The following is a 15,509-nucleotide window of genomic DNA, read 5'->3' on the forward strand; positions in this document are numbered from 1 at the left end:
TCGGGAAGCGCACAGGAGGGTTCCGGCGAACGCGCGCCAGAATACCGGCTCGTGCCCGCCCACCGCAGGTTTGCCAAAATGACTGAACGCATCCTTTCAACAGTCGTGGGTTTGCAGGCCGGTCTCCGGGCTTGCGAGGCTCGAAGTCATCCGCCTTCCCATGCGTTGCGCACAGTGGCCTTTTGGATGCTTCACTCGCTTACCGTTGCGGGGGCAGCGCCGGACTAGTCATGCAAGACGCACCGGCTTCCCGTTTCACCTGCTGCACGGCGGCAGCAGGCACCTGAAACTGGGCCGCATCTGACCATTGTCATGACCGTTCGTCAACCTGACAGCCTTTGCTGACGAGCGTGCGTTTGTTCCAGGCCAAAAAAAACGGCACCTTCTCAGGTGCCGTTATCTGATGCTGCCGATCGAGCCTTACTTGTGCAGCTCTTCGGCCGCATACAAGGTGTTCTCCAGCAGGCACGCCCGGGTCATCGGCCCGACGCCGCCTGGCACCGGAGTGATCCAGCCGGCGCGGGGCAGGGCGGTCTCGTAGACCACGTCGCCCACCAGCTTGCCGTCTTCCTGGCGGTTGATGCCCACGTCGATGACGATGGCGCCTTCCTTGATCCATTCACCCTTGACCAACCCCGGCTTGCCGGCAGCCACCACCACCAGGTCGGCGCGACCGACGTGGCCGGCCAGGTCCTTGGTGAAGCGGTGGGTCACGGTCACGGTGCAGCCGGCCAGCAGCAGCTCCATGGCCATGGGGCGGCCGACGATGTTCGAGGCGCCCACTACCACCGCATTCATGCCGTACAGGTCCTGACCGGTGCTGTGCAGCAGGGTCATGATGCCTTTGGGGGTGCACGGGCGCAGCAGCGGGATGCGCTGGGCCAGGCGGCCTACGTTATAAGGGTGGAAACCGTCCACGTCCTTGTCGGGGCGAATGCGCTCGAGCAGCAGCGAGGCATCCAGGTGCGCCGGCAGTGGCAGCTGCAGCAGGATGCCGTCGATGTCGGCGTCTTCATTTAGGCGGTCGATCAGGTCGGTCAGCGCCTGCTGGGTGGTGTCGCTGGGCAGGTCATAGGCCTGGGAGTTGAAGCCGACCTCTTCACAGTCTTTACGCTTGTGCGAAACATAGACTTGGGAGGCGGGGTCGCTGCCTACCAGGATCACTGCCAGGCCGGGGGTGCGCAGGCCTTGCTCGCGACGTTGCGCGACACGTTGGGCGATCTGCTGGCGCAGGCTGGCGGCGATCGCCTTGCCGTCGATAAGTTGTGCAGTCATGACGCGTGATTAACCATCGAGAGGGAATAAAAAGAGCGCGCATTCTCGCATGACCGGGGCGCAGGGCAAAGGCGCTTGGTCTGGCAATTCCCCTAACCCCTTAAATAAAATGAATTTTTTTCAAAAAGGTGTTGACGACTTTGCCGCTCGTCTATAACATTCATCGCACTTGTCGGGCAGAGCCTAGCACTGGTTAGCAAGGTCAGGCAGAATGAGTGGTTTTGATAGCTTGTTCGGTATGACTAAAAGTTAATTTGTAATCCTAACAGAAAGCAGATTAAATATGCGCCCGTAGCTCAGCTGGATAGAGCATCCGCCTTCTAAGCGGATGGTCGCAGGTTCGAGTCCTGCCGGGTGCGCCAATACAGGCAGCTGGCACAAGTAAAAGCAGTAAAGCAATATGGTGGGCGTAGCTCAGTTGGTAGAGCACAGGATTGTGACTCCTGTTGTCGTGGGTTCGATCCCCATCGTCCACCCCATATTCTAAAAGGCGCCCGATGAAAATCCGGCGCCTTTGCTTTAAAAGCTTCACGCGGACGTGGTGAAATTGGTAGACACACTGGATTTAGGTTCCAGCGGCGCAAGCTGTAAGAGTTCGAGTCTCTTCGTCCGCACCATAGATGCTTTCACCGCCCTTCGCTGAAGTGCGTTGAAGCCCGGAACAAGCCGCCTTGAGCGGCTTTTTTCGTTTCTGGGCTTCTACTCCTTACCCGCACCTACCGCTGCACCGCAATGCACTTGATCTCCACCAGCAACCCTGGTCGGGCGAGTTCGCTGACGCCTATGCAGGTCCATGCACAGGTGCCCCTTGGAAAGACCTTGTCCTTCACGCTCCTGAACAGCGGCATATGGCGTTGCATGTCGATGTGATAGGTCGTCATTTCGACCACGTCGTCAAACCCGCAACCGCCCGCCGCGAGCACGAGGCGAAGGTTTTCCCAGGCCGCCAGAAACTGCTGCTCCGGGTCTTCAATCACCTCCAGCTCCGGCGTTCGACCCACCTGCCCGGCGCAGTACAGGGTGCTGCCCACCTTTACCGCGGGGGCATAACCAGCACGCTCGCAAAGCAATTTCATCTCGTCGGGGACGATAATCTGGTGATCAGTCATGGGGCAGGGTCCAGGGGAGTAGGGCTATCAAGCGACGCGCCACTCTATAGAACAGAAAAGCCACCTATCAAGGTGGCTTTCGCGTTTCAGTGCCCTCGCGTCAATGCCTGGTCGCCTTGGGCCCACCTACCGGTGACAACTCAAGCTCCAGTCGAACGATGTTGAGGATTCTGGTGAGTGGAGCGGCTTGCTCCGCCTCCCCCAGTGCGAGGAGGTGATCGCGTTGTTCGCGAATTCTGCTGAGGCTCTCGTCGAGCTGCGCAGCGGCCAATCGGTATTTTTCCATGTGCGGTTCCTTTATCACGGCCTCCCTGCCACTCGAGTCGGCCGTTCCGTGTGGGGGTGCTGTGGCACCGTTCGTCAACGGAAGGCCCTGCAAGCATAGCGTCCTTTGCGCCGTAGGCGCGTGAACACCACGGGCAGAACTGTTCCAACATTTATCCGCGCGCATGCTGATGAATGATTTTAAAAATAATACTGATTTTCATTTCCACTTTTGGCTGCCTCACGTGACCTCTATTGCAAGACCATTGCAACGTTCCAGGGAGCTTCACGTGAAACGCATCGCGCCGACCGTAAATCCAGGCCAGCAGCCCGACAGGCACCGTGTTTTCAAGGCGGCGCAGGGCGCGCTTACTGTGCTGGCGCTTGCCGTCAGTGGTGCCAGCGTTGCAATGGCGGCGCCCATGGAGGCGCCCACCGCTCAGCACGCAGCTGTACGCAAGCATTACCAGATTGCGGCAGGCCCGCTGGCGCCCGCACTCAATCAGTTGGCGGGCGCCACCGGCGTGATGCTGACCTTTGCCCCGGAGCTGACCGACAAGCGCCAGACCCAGGGCCTGGATGGCGAGTACAACCGCAAGGAAGCCTTCGACCTGCTGCTGATGGGTACCGGGCTGCGCATCGTGCAGCTCAAGGACAAGAGCTTCGTGCTGCGCGCCGAGGAACAGAGCCGCAGCGCGCTGGAGGTGGGCCCCACGCTGGTCAACGCACTGGGCGAGCGCCCGGGCGTGATCCGCAGCAGCCGCGAAGTGCACGCCGAACGCCAGGACCTCAACAGCCTGGTGCGTTCCATGCCCGGTACCTACACCCTGCATTCACGCAGCCAGCCCGGGGTTTCGGTGAACATCCGCGGGCTGTCGGGCCTGGGGCGGGTCAACACCATGATCGACGGCGTGACCCAGACCTTCCGCAACAACGCCGGTCACGGTTCGGGCGGGCCGATGGCCTTCGTCGACCCCAACCTGCTGGCCGGTGTCGATGTGCAGCGCGGCGCGGTGGACGGCGCCGAAGGTGCCAATACCCTGGGGGGCACCGCCAACTTCCGCACCTTCGATATCGACGACATCGTCAAGCCTGATCACCGCGTGGGTGTGCGCAGCACCTACCGCACCGGCAACAACGGTTACGGCAACACGCGCATGCTCGCCGCTGGCGCACGAACCCGTCCCGAGGATAGCGAAGGCGTGTACGGCATCGTCGCCGCCGCCAGCAGTTCGCAAACCGGCGAATACAAGACCAGCTCCGGCCAGGAAAACCACTACGACACCACCAAGCAGAGCCCGCGCTCGGGCCTGCTCAAGGTGCGCCTGCAGCCCAACGACCTGCACCGCCTGGACCTCAGCGGCGTGCAGTACCGCAACGAGTTCTACCACAACTACCCATGGGAACTGCGCAACGAAACCTACCGCGCCAAGTACGCCTACACGCCCTACAACGAATGGGTGAACCTGACGGTAAACGCCTACCAGAACAAGACCCAGCTCGATTACCCGCCGGTGGAGGAATCCACCTTCATCGGCCGCAAGACCCACGACGATGCCCACGGTTTCGACTTCACCAACCTCAGCCGTTTCAACCTCGGCCCGGTGGAAGCGAGCTGGAGCAACGGCATGCGCTACTACACCGACGACTTCGTTGCCGACACGCCGGAAAAACGCGGGGCCAACCCCGAAGGCAAGCAGCAGACCGAAAGCCTGTTCAGTACCCTGGAGCTGGACTACGACATCTATGCCATGACCCTGGGCATGCACTACGACGGCTACAAGGTCAGCGGCCACGTGCCCAAGTGCTCGATTTTGCGCGAGTGCGCGGCTATCGGCGGGGGCGATGTGGACATCACCCGCCGCGAGCACAGCTTCAACCCGCGTATCGGCTTTGCCGTAAAGCCCTATGACTGGATGCAGCTCTATACCAGCTGGTCGCGCACCTCGCGTGCACCGCGGGTGCAGGAGATGTTCTTCGAGAAGGTGCCGATGACCGCCGACGCCAGCGATGCCGACGGCGTAGGGGCCAACCCGTACCTGCGCCAGGAGCGCTCCACCAACTACGAGTTCGGCTTCAATCTCAGTCGCGCCGAGCTGTTCAGCAGCAACGACTACGCCCAGCTCAAGGTCAACCGCTTCATCAGCAAGATCGACGGCTATATCACCCCGCAGTCGTTCGACATCGTCGATGACGACGGCGAATACTCGGCCAAGGCCAACTGGGTCAACTGGCCCGAGCAGGTGCGCATGAGCGGCTACGAGATCGAGGGCCGCTACGACGCAGGCTTCGTCTACGCCAACCTCTCCTGGACCCGCGCCACCACCAAGGCGCCGACCACCTCGGGCATCGAACTCGAAGACATCAACAGCCAGCCCGACCGCTACTGGACCCTCGACCTGGGCACGCGCTGGTTCGACGAGCGCGTGGTGCTCGGCGCCCGCGGCGAGTACTCCGGCCCTGCCGAAGAAAGCTGGGACTGGTACGAAACCAGGAAGACACAGTCCACCGGCGTGATCTGGGACCTTTACGGCAGCTGGCAGGTGCAGCAGAACGTCAGCCTGTTCTTCAACGTCGAGAACGTGGAGAACAAGACCTACAGCTACAACGCCTCGGTGGACTCGATCATGTCCGCCTCACTGGACCGCGGTACCGGGCGTGGGCGTACCACCTCGTTCGGCGTCACGTTCGAATACTGACCCCACAGGACCCTCTCATGTACACGAACTGCCTGCTTGGGGCGTGCCTTGCCCTGCTCGTCGGCTGCGCCACGGTCAATGCGCCGCCGGCCCAGACCGCCTATGCCCGTGTCGAAGCCAACATCCCCGGCTGGGGCGCGATCGTTGATGTTCGCAGCGGCCAGCAGATCGATGCCGGGCAATTGCTCGACGTACTGGCGCAAGCCCCCACGGTGATGGTGGGGGAGACCCACGACAACGTGGCTCATCACCTGATCGAGCAGTGGCTGGCCACCGGCCTGGCCGAGCGGCGCAAGCAAGGCGCCGTGGTGCTCGAGATGCTCGATAGCGATCAGCAGCGCCCGGTTGGCGATGTGCAGGCGTGGCTGGGCGCAGGCAACCGCGTGCGGCTGGCGCGTCTGCGCAAGATCATGCAGTGGGATGAGCGCTGGAGCTGGGAGCAATACGGCCCGTTGATGCAGGCACTGATGCAGGCCCCGGCACCGGTGCTGGCCGGCAACCTGTCTTCCCGCGAACGCAAGCAGGTGGCAGCCGACGCGCCCGCGGATGCGGCCAGCCTGTTTCCGCAAGCGGCAATCGCCGAGGTGCAGCGTCAGCGCATCGTGCAGATGCACTGTGGCGAGATCGACCTGCCGCGACTGAACGCCATGCTCGCCATTCAGCACGGTCGCGACCGGCGCATGGCCCAGGTGCTCGACGCCGCGCCGGCCCCGCGCCTGTTGTTCGCCGGTGTGCTGCACACCCTCAAGTCCCAGGGCGCGCCCCAGTACCTCAGGCATGGCGCGCGCGATCCCGGTTTGAAGGTGCTGGTGCTGGGGGAGGAGGGCCAGGCCCCAGCCGCTCAGGATGCCGACTTCGTGTGGCTGTTGCCCAGCCAGGACGGCGACGGCGTTGCGCTTGCCCCGGCGGCTGCCAGCTGCGACGCACCCTTGCAGCCACCCCTTCACTGAACCTTTTCTGCTCACAAGGAATCCCCACATGCCTGCTATTACTGCCAGCGACCTCCGCCAACGCCTTGGGCAAGACTGCCTCAGCCTCGCCCTGCCTGCCGCCGAAGTGGCGGCCCGGCTGTATCACCTTGGCCCGCTGAGGGTCATGACCCAGGCCAGTCATGCATTCCTCGACCAGGTGGGGCGCTTCCCACGGTCGGACGATGTTGCCCAGGTCGGTCTGGTGCTTGGCGAAGATGGCCTGGACCTGCGCCTGAACCTGCGCGCCTGGCACTGGCTGTGCCTCACCCGTGGCCAGGCCGCTGGTGATTTCGAGCTGCGGGTGTTCGACCGGCATGCCGCGCCGCTGTTGCGCCTGGCGTCGCTACCCGGCTCGGACCTGCAGGCGTGGGCCGAGCTGTATGCCCAGGGCAGCCTGGAGCAGCCGCACTTCACACCGCGCGAGGCGCTGGTCAAAACTGATGTACAGGTCGCCGGGCTGGTCGACGACTGGGCAGCGATGGGGGATGTGCATGACCACTTCGCGCTGCTCAAGCGTCATGGCCTGACCCGCTATCAGGGCAACCAGGGCGTGGCCCCGCAGTTTGCCCGGCGTATCGGCAGCGCGGGCACTGCGGCGCTGCTCGGGCAACTGGCCGACAGCGGGCTGGAACTGATGGTCTTCATCTATAGCCCCGGCTCCACGCAGATCTACACCGGCAAGCTCGACGGCGCCACGCGGCAGGGCGACAGCCTGGTGTTCGACATGCCGGGTGATGGTGACGCCGCACCAACCCGTTTCGGCATACGTGACACCGTCGAAGCCGAAGCCTGGCGCGTGTACAAACCCAATGCCGTAGGCGGGGTCAACAGCCTGGAGATCTTCGATGCCGAGCAGCGCCTGATCGTGCAACTGTTCGGACGTCGCCCTGCCGGGCAGCCCGAACAGCCAGCCTGGCGCGAGTTGCTCGATCGGTTGGAGGCGGGGCAATGAGCGCTCGGCTGCTGAGTGTGTGCCTGCTTCTTTTAATAGGTACAGCGCCCGTGCATGCCGATCAGGCCGACACATTGGTCATCGGCAACGACCTGGCCGAGATTGCCGCGCAGTTGCAGGCCACTTCGCGGTTGGTGGGGCGTGACGATTCCAGTCACTACCCACCCGAAGTGGCTCGCCTGCCGTCGGTGGGCTATCTGCGCCAGTTGTCGTCCGAAGGCATCCTGAGCCTGCATCCGCGGCGGGTGGTGCTCAGCGATGCGGCGCGTCCGGCCGTGGTGCTGCGCCAGCTGGATACCGTGGGCGTCGAGGTCATCGAAGTGCCCAGGGGCAAGCGCATCGCCGATATCCCGCGCAAGATAGAACAGGTGGCCAAGGCCTTCGACCGTGAAGCCCTGAGCCCGCCGCTGGTTGCAGAGCAGCAACGTCTGGCCGCCGAGCTGGCTGCACTGGCGCCGCTCAAGGGCCCCAGGGCGCTGTTCATCTTCAATCGAGCGGGCATGATCCCGCTGATCATGGGGCGCGGCACCGAAGCCCATGCCGCACTGGAGCAGGCGGGCATCGAAAACTGCGCGCCGTTCAGTGCCTACAAGCAGGTGGCGGCCGAAGCGATGGTGTCGCTTGCACCGGATTTCGTGATCATCAGCCGCGCCGGGTTGCAGGCCCTGGGCGGCGAGGACAACCTGTGGAAGCTCGGCGGCCTGGCGCTGACCCCGGCCGGTCAGCACCGGCGCCTGGTGCAGGTGGACGATCAGGCGCTGCTCAACCTGGGCCCACGCACCGTGGCGGCCATGCTGCAACTGCGCCGTGATGCCGGGGCGCTGTTCCCATGACGCGCTCGCACACCCGCTCATTGCCCACGCTGTTGCTGATGCTGGCCGGCCTGTGCGCCTTGCTGGCGCTGTGTTCGCTGGTGGGCAGCATCGGCCTGTCGCCGCGCATCCTGCTGGGCCATCTGCCCGCGCCGCTGGAATGGCAAGTGTGGAGCGAGGTACGCCTGCCGCGGCTGCTGCTGGCGGTGCTGGTGGGCTCGACCCTGGCAGCAGGCGGCACCGCCATGCAGGGGCTGTTTCGCAACCCGCTGGCCGACCCCACGCTGCTGGGCCAGGCCAGCGGTGCGGGGTTGGCGGTGTCGATCTGGATCGTGCTGTTCAATGGGCGTTTTGCCGGCCTGGAGCTGTATGGGCAGTTTCTGGCCGGGTTTGTCGGGGCGTTGCTGGTAACGCTGGTGATCTTCCGCATCGGGCGCGGCTACAAAGGTCGTGAATCGACCATCACCCTGCTGTTGGCCGGCCTGGTGATCAATACCCTGACCGGCGCGGTGGGCGGCATGCTGACCTTCATGGCCAGCGAAGAACAGTTGCGCCAATTGAGCCTGTGGGGCATGGGCAGCCTGGGCAGTGCCGAGTGGTCGACCCTGAGCGTAGCGCTGGTGGTGTTGCCGTTGACCTTGCTGGTGCTGGTGCGCAGCGCCGCCGACCTGGACCTGTTCCAGTTGGGTGAGGTGTCTGCCCATGCGGCGGGGCTCAATGCCGAGCGCCTGAAAAATCGCATTGTGCTGGCCTCCTCGCTGGGCGTGGGCCTGTGCGTCGCACTCACCGGCATCATCGGCTTCATCGGCCTGCTGGTGCCGCACTGCCTGCGCCTGTACTTCGGGCCGGGCCACCGTCTGCTGATTCCGGCTTCGATGCTGTGCGGGGCGATTCTGCTGCTGCTTGCCGACACCCTGGCGCGTAGCCTGGTCAGCCCTGCCGAGATTCCGGTCGGCCTGGTCACCAGCGTGATCGGCGGGCCGTACTTTCTCTGGTTGTTGCTGGGCCGCAAGGTCCGGGAGTTCTGAATGCTCGATCTTCTCGCTGTCGGCCTGCATCGGCCATTTGCCCTCAGCCCGGTCACCGAGGCCATACAGGGCGGCCAGCTACTGGGGCTGATCGGCCCCAACGGCGCAGGCAAAAGCACATTGTTGTCGCTGATCTCCGGCTATATCACGCCCGACTGCGGCGAAGTGCGGCTGCTCGATCAGCCGTTGAGCGCCTATTCACCGCGCCAGCTGGCGCGCAACCGTGCCCTGGTCACCCAGCACATGGACAGTGCGTTCGACTGGCAGGTCGGCGAATTCATCCAGCTGGGCCAGGGGCATGCGGGGTTGCCGTGCGCCGGCATCGTCGAGGCCATGGACATCACTCATCTGCTCGACCGCGGCGTGCTGTCGCTGTCGGGCGGCGAGTTGCAGCGGGTGACCATCGCCCGCGCGCTGAACCAGTTGGCCATCAGCCCTGCGGGCCCCACCGAGGGCCAGGCGCCGCGCCTGCTGCTGCTCGACGAGCCCACCAGCGCGCTGGATATCGGCCAGCAGCAGAATCTGATGCGCCTGTTGCGCCGGCTGGCCCGCCTGCCACATATCGCGGTGGTGTGCGTGCTGCATGATCTCAACCTGGCGGCGCGCTACTGCGACCGGCTGTGGCTGATGGAAAAGGGCCGGTTGTGCGCCAGCGGGACGCCCGCACAGGTACTGAATGCACATACCATCGAGACGGTGTTCGGGGCTCAGGTCAGTGTAACGGCGGGGCCCGGCCACGCGGTGGGCATCGAGCTGGCGTGCTGAATGGCCAGTTCCCTCAGCGGGCGCTGACCGTGACCCAGTAGCGCGAGCGCCGGTTGATGCTGACCGGCAGCGACTGGGTCAGCGCGTCTAGTACCGCATCGCTGTCGGCCAGCGGGTAGACCCCCGAGATGCGCAGCTCGGCCACTTCACTGGCGCAGCGCAACAGGCCGGGGCGATAGCGCGACAGTTCGGCAATGAAGTGCCCCAGGCGCATGTCGTCGGCCTCCAGTGCGCCCACGCCCCATGAAGGCTCGCGGCCCACCCGGGTGCTGTCGTCGATGTGCATGGCAGTGAAGCGTGTGCGCTCACCGGCACTGAGCCGCTGTGGCGTGGTGTGCAGCGGGCTGAGTTTCAGCGCGCCTTCGAACAGTTGCACATCGGTGCGCTCGGGCTGCACCTGCACCACGAACCGGGTGCCCAGCGCGAGGACGCTGCCCTGGGTGGTCTTCACGCTGAAGGGGCGCTGCGCGTCATCATGCCCGGTACTGATCAGCAGCCGCCCACTGCGCAGGTGCAGGGTGCGCTGGGTGGGAGTGAAGTCCACCTCCACCGTGCTGTCGGCATCCAGAGTCAGCTGGCTGCCATCGGCCAGGGTGATGTGTCGAGGGGCGCTGGCGCCATTGTGGTAGGCCAGGCCCGCACCGCTGCGCCAGGGCTCGCGGTAGGCCAGGCCGCCGGTGCCGCCGGCCAGGGCAAGCAGCAGCAATGCCTTGACCACCCGCCGACGACTGCCGCCGCCGTGACTGAGGCTGCGGTAGCCGGCGGTGGGCTCCAGCCCGGCCAGGCGACCGCGCAGGCTTTCTATATGCAGCCAGGCGCGTTCGTTGTCCGGGTCGGCGGCGCGCCAGCGTGCAAAGGCCTGGGCCTGCTCGGGCGGCAGGTCGCCGTCCATCCACAGGGTCAGCCATTGGGCAGCCTCACGGGTGGTGCGGGGCTTGAAGGCCGGTTGCGGTGTGCTCATGGCAGCTGCGCAAAAAAACAGTGCTGGTTGGCGCGCACCAGGTACAGCTTCACCGAGCGTGTGCTGACTTGCAGGCGCTCGGCGATCTCGGCGATTTTCAGACCCTGCAGGTGCGACAGCAGAAACGCTTCGCGGACCTTGGCCGGCAGCTCGTCGAGCAGCCTGTCCAGCAGGGTCAGGGCTTCAAGGGCCAGGGTGCGCACCTCGGGCGAGGGCTCCACGGCTTCGGGCAGGTTGGCCAGGGCTTCGAGATAGGCCTGCTCCACCAGTCGGCGCCGGTGTACGTTCGCCATCAGGCGCCGCGCCACGGTGGACAGGAACGAGCGCGGCTCGCGGATGCTGAACAGGTCCTTGGAGGCCAGGATGCTCAGGAACGTGTCCTGGGCCAGGTCAGCCGCCGACTCCGGGCAACCCATACGGTTGCGCAGCCATTGGCGTAGCCAGCGATGGTGATCGGTGTACAGCGTCTGCAGGTACGCATGGGCGCTGGCAGGGGCGTGTGGGCTGGATTCCATCGAGTGCGATCGGTGCAGGGCTGATGAGGCTGCGGAGTATAACGAGATTATTTCTCAAATGATAATTGTTATTGTTAGTGGGTTGTGGCCGCCAAACCGGCTCCTGCAGGAGCCGGCATGGCCGGCGAAGGCAGCACCGCCGTCTACAGAGCAAAAATCCACGGCACCATCAGCACGCTCACAATCATCACCAGGATCGTGAACGGTACCCCCACCTTCACAAAGTCGGCGAAGCGATACTGCCCCGGCCCCAGCACCAGGGTGTTCACCGGCGACGACACCGGCGTCATGAACGCGGCGGATGCGGCCAGCGCCACGATCATGGCGAACGGGTAGGGCGATGCGCCCAGTTGCTGTGCGGTGGTGATCGCAACCGGCGCCATCAGTACCGCTGTTGCGGTGTTGGAAATGAACAGCCCGATCAGCGCCGTGATCGCAAACAGCGTGGCGAGGATCACGTAGGGCCCGGCACCGCCCAGCACGCCCACCAGGCCGTCCACCGCCAGGGCGATGCCTCCGGTTTTCTGCAACGCCAGGGCAAAGGGCAGCATGCCCACGATCAGTATCAGGCTCTGCCAGTGGATCGCCCGGTAGGCGCTCTCCATGTCGATGCAGCGGCTGGCGCCCATCAGCAGGCAGCCGATCAGCGCGGCGATCACGTTGGGTACCAGGCCGCTGATCATCAGGCCCACCATCACCGCCAGGCTGATCAGCGCATAAGGCGCCTGATTCAGGGCCGGGGCCACGTTGTCCACTTCCGCCGGCAGGCTCAGCACCAGAAAGTCCCGCGGTTGCGTCTGCAGCTGGCGAATCGCCTTCCAGGTGCCGATCACCAGCAGGGTGTCGCCCAGCTTGAGCTTTTCTTCCACCAGTTGCTCGTCGATGGCCGCCTGGTCGCGACGCAGGCCCACCACGTTCAGCCCCCAGCGGCTGCGGAACGTCAGCTCCAGCAGGTTCTTGCCGATCAACTGCGAGCCCGGTGGCAGCGCCACTTCGGCCATGCCCACTTCGCGCGACTGGTCGATGAAGTAGGCGGCCTTGAAGTGCAGAGGCTCCAGGCGCATGGTCTGGCACAGGCTGCGCAGGTCGTCCTTGGGCGAGAACAGGTCAAGCAGCAGCACGTCGCCTTCGTGCACCAGGGTACTGGAGTCGGGGCTGATCACGCGGGTGCTGAACTTGTGCTGGCGCTCGATGCCGACCACGTTGGCACCGTGCTCGGTGCGCAGCTTCAGCTCGCTCAGGCTGTGGCCGATCAGCGGCGAATGGGGCCTGACCCGCAGGCGTCGTTCACGCCCGGCCAGCTTGTAGTCGATGATCAGGTCGAGCAGGGTGCGGCGGGTTTCGGTACTGCCGTCCTTGCGCGTCGCGCTGCCCAGCCAGTTGCGCGTCAGCAGCATGTAGCCCACCCCCAGCACCAGGATCACCAGGCCGAAAGGGGTGAAGCTGAAAAAGCTGAAACCGGTTTCACCGTGGCGTACCAGCTCGCTGTGCACCACCACGTTGGGAGGCGTGGCCACCAGGCTGAGCATGCCGCTGATCAGCCCGGCGAAGGCCAGTGGCATCATCAGGCGGCTGGGCGACACCTTCATGCGTGCGGCGATGCTCAGTACTACCGGGATGAAGATCGCCACCACGCCGGTCGAACTCATCACCGAGCCCAGGCCTGCCACCGACACCATCAGCAGCACGATCAGGCGAGTTTCGCTGTTGCCGGCGCGTTCGGCCATCCACTCGCCGATGCGGTAGGCAATACCGGTGCGCACCAGCCCTTCGCCGATCACGAACAGCGCGGCAATCAGCACCACGTTGGGGTCGCTGAAGCCGGCCAGGGCTTCCTGCACGCTCAGGATGCCGAGCAGGGGCAGGGCGACGATCACCAGCAGCGCCACCACGTCCATGCGCGGGCGATTGATGACAAACAGCGCGACGGCGCTGAACAGCAGGCCAAGGACCCAGAACAATTCGTGATTCATGCAGGTATCCGAAAAGAAGACGCCGGTGAGTCTGGCAGAAACCGGGCGGCCGTTTGTTGATTTGCTGCAGCGCTTGGGTGGCACAGGGCCAGATGTTAAGGTGCGCGGCATTCTGCTGTTCACCTGTCGCCGATGTCACCCTGGCTAGTGACAAATAAGCCAAAGCTGATAGATTTCAGGCGGTTGAAGCAGTGGCCGGGTTATCGGCCGCAGGAAGGAATGCACCATGATTGCAAAAGAATCACGCCAGGCGGTCGCGCTAGAGCGGTTTGCCCAGGCAAACCCGCAGTTGCTCGAAGAGATAGCCGGGCTCAATGCCCACGAGCAACAGCAGCAGATCCAGTGGGCGTTCGATGACCAGGCGCAGGAGCGTGGCCTTCAATCCTGGGAGTTGACCCTGGAGTTGATTGCCGAGTCGCCCGAACAACTGCGCGAGATGCGTCTTGAAGTGCACCGCGAAGTGGCCGAGGCATTGGGCCTGAGCTGGCAGGAATACTGCGAGTTCAACGAAATTGAAGATGCTGCGCCCTGAGGCGCGGTAGTGTGTTGAAAAGTTTCTGTTCCATAGCCTCCACTGGGCATCGGGATGCCCGCCGGTCAGGCCGCAACGCCTTCAACGGCGGGTTCCGGCGCCCGGGCAAGAGGCTTCGGGGCAGTTGTGCGAAATTCAAATGTGCCGCGGCCTGTTCTCCTTGATTTGAACGGGGTGACTTCTGGTGTTTGAGTCACTAGAATGCTTGCCCTTGATTCTGGAGTCGGTATCGCCGGCTAACGTCTGTGCAACGAGGAATATCCATGCAAGTTTCTGTTGAAAATACTTCCGCTCTCGAGCGCCGCATGAGCGTCACCGTGCCGGCTGAGCGTATCGAGAGCCAGGTCAACAAGCGTCTGCAGCAGACCGCCCAAAAGGCCAAGATCGCTGGCTTCCGTCCAGGCAAAGTTCCAATGAGCGAAATCAAGCGCCGTTTCGGTGCTGACGCTCGCCAGGAAGCAGTAGGCGATGTGATCCAGTCCTCCTTCTACGAAGCCGTGGTCGAGCAGAAGCTGAACCCGGCCGGTTCGCCGTCGATCGAGCCAAAGTCGCTCGAAGCGGGCAAGGACCTGGAATACGTTGCCGTCTTCGAAGTGTTCCCTGAGTTCACCGTTGCCGGTTTCGAGTCGATCAACGTCGAGCGCCTGAGCGCCGAAGTGGCTGACGCCGACCTGGACAACATGCTGGAAGTGCTGCGCAAGCAGAACGTTCGCTTTGAAGCGACCGATCGTGCTGCCCAGAACGAAGACCAGCTGAACATCGATTTCGTCGGCAAGGTCGACGGTGAAGTGTTCGCCGGTGGTTCGGCCCAGGGCACCCAGCTGGTGCTGGGTTCCGGCCGCATGATCCCAGGCTTCGAAGAAGGTCTGGTCGGCGCCAAGGCCGGTGAAGAGCGCGTTCTGAACCTGACCTTCCCCGAGGACTATCAGAACCTGGACCTGGCTGGCAAAGCCGCCGAGTTCACCGTTACCGTCAACAGCGTTTCCGAGCCAAAACTGCCTGAGCTGACCGAAGAGTTCTTCGCCCAGTTCGGCATCAAGGAAACCGGCATCGAAGGCTTCCGCACCGAAGTTCGCAAGAACATGGAGCGTGAACTGCGCCAGGCCATCAAGACCAAGGTCAAGAACCAGGTAATGGACGGCCTGCTGGCTGCCAACCCGATCGAAGTGCCAAAGGCCCTGCTGGAAAACGAAGTGAACCGTCTGCGCGTGCAGGCCGTTCAGCAGTTCGGTGGCAACATCAAGCCTGAGCAACTGCCGGCCGAGCTGTTCGAAGAGCAAGCCAAGCGCCGCGTCGTGCTGGGCCTGATCGTCGCCGAAGTGGTCAAGCAGTTCGACCTCAAGCCAGACGAAGACCGCGTTCGCGAAATGATCCAGGAAATGGCCTCGGCCTACCAGGAGCCTGAGCAAGTCGTGGCCTGGTACTACAAGAACGACCAGCAGCTGAACGAAGTCCGTTCGGTTGTGCTGGAAGAACAAGTTGTGGATACTGTTCTGCAGAAAGCGACTGTGACCGACAAATCGGTCTCTTACGAAGAAGCTGTCAAGCCGGTGCAGGCACCTGCCGCTGACTGATTTCCTTCTCTTGTAGGAAAACACCACAAGCCAGCCTTCGAGCTGGCTTGTGCGTATTCAAGACATGACTATTTGGGAG

The 15,509-nt window shown here is 63.7% G+C and carries 14 protein-coding genes, 3 tRNA genes and 1 riboswitch; of the genes, 11 read left to right on the plus strand and 6 right to left on the minus strand.

Annotated elements, in window-relative coordinates; all coding sequences use genetic code 11:
• Positions 1-99 precede the first annotated feature (99 nt).
• Positions 100-302, minus strand: a riboswitch (cobalamin riboswitch).
• 118 nt (positions 303-420) lie between these two features.
• A complete protein-coding gene (gene folD, locus NP552_RS10085) occupies positions 421-1,275 on the minus strand; it encodes a bifunctional methylenetetrahydrofolate dehydrogenase/methenyltetrahydrofolate cyclohydrolase FolD (RefSeq protein ID WP_043864505.1) in 855 nt (284 codons plus the stop codon).
• A 285-nt stretch (positions 1,276-1,560) separates the two neighbouring features.
• On the opposite strand from folD, the gene NP552_RS10090 reads away from it, so the two are divergent.
• The 3 genes from NP552_RS10090 (at position 1,561) to NP552_RS10100 (ending at position 1,892) form a co-directional block, all read left to right on the plus strand.
• A tRNA-Arg gene (locus NP552_RS10090) sits at positions 1,561-1,637 on the plus strand.
• 41 nt (positions 1,638-1,678) lie between these two features.
• Positions 1,679-1,754 (plus strand) — tRNA-His (locus NP552_RS10095).
• Positions 1,755-1,807: 53 nt separating this feature from the next.
• Positions 1,808-1,892: transfer RNA gene (locus NP552_RS10100), tRNA-Leu, on the plus strand.
• 99 nt (positions 1,893-1,991) lie between these two features.
• On the opposite strand, the gene NP552_RS10105 is transcribed toward NP552_RS10100, so the two are convergent.
• Together NP552_RS10105 and NP552_RS10110 are read right to left on the minus strand one after the other, a co-directional pair.
• Positions 1,992-2,384, minus strand: a complete 393-nt coding sequence (locus tag NP552_RS10105; protein WP_274096690.1) for a RidA family protein — start codon at positions 2,382-2,384, stop codon at positions 1,992-1,994.
• 100 nt (positions 2,385-2,484) lie between these two features.
• On the minus strand, positions 2,485-2,670 hold the full coding sequence (locus NP552_RS10110; RefSeq protein WP_054915290.1) for a hypothetical protein: 186 nt from the start codon (positions 2,668-2,670) through the stop codon (positions 2,485-2,487).
• Between the two features lie 268 nt (positions 2,671-2,938).
• Here NP552_RS10110 and NP552_RS10115 point away from each other — a divergent pair, with 268 nt between their 5' ends.
• From NP552_RS10115 to NP552_RS10140, 6 genes are read left to right on the plus strand one after another with little or no spacing between them, the layout of a single operon-like run.
• On the plus strand, positions 2,939-5,347 hold the full coding sequence (locus NP552_RS10115; RefSeq protein WP_274096691.1) for a TonB-dependent receptor: 2,409 nt from the start codon (positions 2,939-2,941) through the stop codon (positions 5,345-5,347).
• Positions 5,348-5,364: 17 nt separating this feature from the next.
• Positions 5,365-6,297: a ChaN family lipoprotein gene (locus NP552_RS10120; protein ID WP_274096692.1), complete on the plus strand. Its 933-nt coding sequence runs from the start codon at positions 5,365-5,367 to the stop codon at positions 6,295-6,297.
• 28 nt (positions 6,298-6,325) lie between these two features.
• Positions 6,326-7,270 carry a ChuX/HutX family heme-like substrate-binding protein gene (locus NP552_RS10125; protein ID WP_274096693.1) on the plus strand — a complete coding sequence of 315 codons (945 nt, stop codon included), beginning with the start codon at positions 6,326-6,328 and terminating at the stop codon, positions 7,268-7,270.
• Positions 7,267-8,103: a heme/hemin ABC transporter substrate-binding protein gene (locus tag NP552_RS10130; RefSeq protein ID WP_082405732.1), complete on the plus strand. Its 837-nt coding sequence runs from the start codon at positions 7,267-7,269 to the stop codon at positions 8,101-8,103. Before NP552_RS10125 ends, NP552_RS10130 begins: the two co-directional genes overlap by 4 nt.
• Positions 8,100-9,110: a FecCD family ABC transporter permease gene (locus tag NP552_RS10135; protein ID WP_054915286.1), complete on the plus strand. Its 1,011-nt coding sequence runs from the start codon at positions 8,100-8,102 to the stop codon at positions 9,108-9,110. The genes NP552_RS10130 and NP552_RS10135 overlap by 4 nt, the downstream gene beginning before the upstream one ends.
• Positions 9,111-9,875: an ATP-binding cassette domain-containing protein gene (locus tag NP552_RS10140; RefSeq protein WP_043864499.1), complete on the plus strand. Its 765-nt coding sequence runs from the start codon at positions 9,111-9,113 to the stop codon at positions 9,873-9,875.
• Between the two features lie 13 nt (positions 9,876-9,888).
• Here NP552_RS10140 and NP552_RS10145 read toward each other — a convergent pair whose 3' ends face one another.
• From NP552_RS10145 to NP552_RS10155, 3 genes are all read right to left on the minus strand, one after another.
• Positions 9,889-10,836, minus strand: coding sequence for a FecR domain-containing protein (locus NP552_RS10145; protein ID WP_274096694.1), 948 nt, complete (start codon positions 10,834-10,836; stop codon positions 9,889-9,891).
• Positions 10,833-11,351: a sigma-70 family RNA polymerase sigma factor gene (locus tag NP552_RS10150; protein WP_043864497.1), complete on the minus strand. Its 519-nt coding sequence runs from the start codon at positions 11,349-11,351 to the stop codon at positions 10,833-10,835. Before NP552_RS10150 ends, NP552_RS10145 begins: the two co-directional genes overlap by 4 nt.
• A gap of 143 nt (positions 11,352-11,494) precedes the next feature.
• A complete protein-coding gene (locus NP552_RS10155) occupies positions 11,495-13,324 on the minus strand; it encodes an SLC13 family permease (RefSeq protein WP_058541306.1) in 1,830 nt (609 codons plus the stop codon).
• A gap of 226 nt (positions 13,325-13,550) precedes the next feature.
• Between NP552_RS10155 and NP552_RS10160 the strand changes: the two genes are divergently transcribed.
• Together NP552_RS10160 and tig are read left to right on the plus strand one after the other, a co-directional pair.
• On the plus strand, positions 13,551-13,856 hold the full coding sequence (locus tag NP552_RS10160) for a DUF6388 family protein (RefSeq protein ID WP_043864495.1): 306 nt from the start codon (positions 13,551-13,553) through the stop codon (positions 13,854-13,856).
• Positions 13,857-14,119: 263 nt separating this feature from the next.
• The gene (gene tig, locus NP552_RS10165; RefSeq protein WP_043864494.1) at positions 14,120-15,430 is read left to right on the plus strand and encodes a trigger factor; all 1,311 of its coding nucleotides are present in this window, start codon (positions 14,120-14,122) and stop codon (positions 15,428-15,430) included.
• Positions 15,431-15,509: the final 79 nt, after the last annotated feature.

It is taken from the genome of Pseudomonas sp. 8209 (genome assembly GCF_028682105.1).
Taxonomy (GTDB): Bacteria; Pseudomonadota; Gammaproteobacteria; order Pseudomonadales; family Pseudomonadaceae; genus Aquipseudomonas; species Aquipseudomonas palmensis.

What these genes read in the sequence shown, in the direction of transcription:
- NP552_RS10110 (WP_054915290.1), bottom strand. Translation starts at nt 2,670, where the DNA reads ATGGAAAAATACCGATTGGCCGCTGCGCAGCTCGACGAGAGCCTCAGC.
- NP552_RS10135 (WP_054915286.1), top strand. Translation starts at nt 8,100, where the DNA reads ATGACGCGCTCGCACACCCGCTCATTGCCCACGCTGTTGCTGATGCTG.
- NP552_RS10140 (WP_043864499.1), top strand. Translation starts at nt 9,111, where the DNA reads ATGCTCGATCTTCTCGCTGTCGGCCTGCATCGGCCATTTGCCCTCAGC.
- NP552_RS10130 (WP_082405732.1), top strand. Translation starts at nt 7,267, where the DNA reads ATGAGCGCTCGGCTGCTGAGTGTGTGCCTGCTTCTTTTAATAGGTACA.
- NP552_RS10155 (WP_058541306.1), bottom strand. Translation starts at nt 13,324, where the DNA reads ATGAATCACGAATTGTTCTGGGTCCTTGGCCTGCTGTTCAGCGCCGTC.
- NP552_RS10145 (WP_274096694.1), bottom strand. Translation starts at nt 10,836, where the DNA reads ATGAGCACACCGCAACCGGCCTTCAAGCCCCGCACCACCCGTGAGGCT.
- folD (WP_043864505.1), bottom strand. Translation starts at nt 1,275, where the DNA reads ATGACTGCACAACTTATCGACGGCAAGGCGATCGCCGCCAGCCTGCGC.
- NP552_RS10120 (WP_274096692.1), top strand. Translation starts at nt 5,365, where the DNA reads ATGTACACGAACTGCCTGCTTGGGGCGTGCCTTGCCCTGCTCGTCGGC.
- tig (WP_043864494.1), top strand. Translation starts at nt 14,120, where the DNA reads ATGCAAGTTTCTGTTGAAAATACTTCCGCTCTCGAGCGCCGCATGAGC.
- NP552_RS10125 (WP_274096693.1), top strand. Translation starts at nt 6,326, where the DNA reads ATGCCTGCTATTACTGCCAGCGACCTCCGCCAACGCCTTGGGCAAGAC.
- NP552_RS10160 (WP_043864495.1), top strand. Translation starts at nt 13,551, where the DNA reads ATGATTGCAAAAGAATCACGCCAGGCGGTCGCGCTAGAGCGGTTTGCC.
- NP552_RS10105 (WP_274096690.1), bottom strand. Translation starts at nt 2,384, where the DNA reads ATGACTGATCACCAGATTATCGTCCCCGACGAGATGAAATTGCTTTGC.
- NP552_RS10150 (WP_043864497.1), bottom strand. Translation starts at nt 11,351, where the DNA reads ATGGAATCCAGCCCACACGCCCCTGCCAGCGCCCATGCGTACCTGCAG.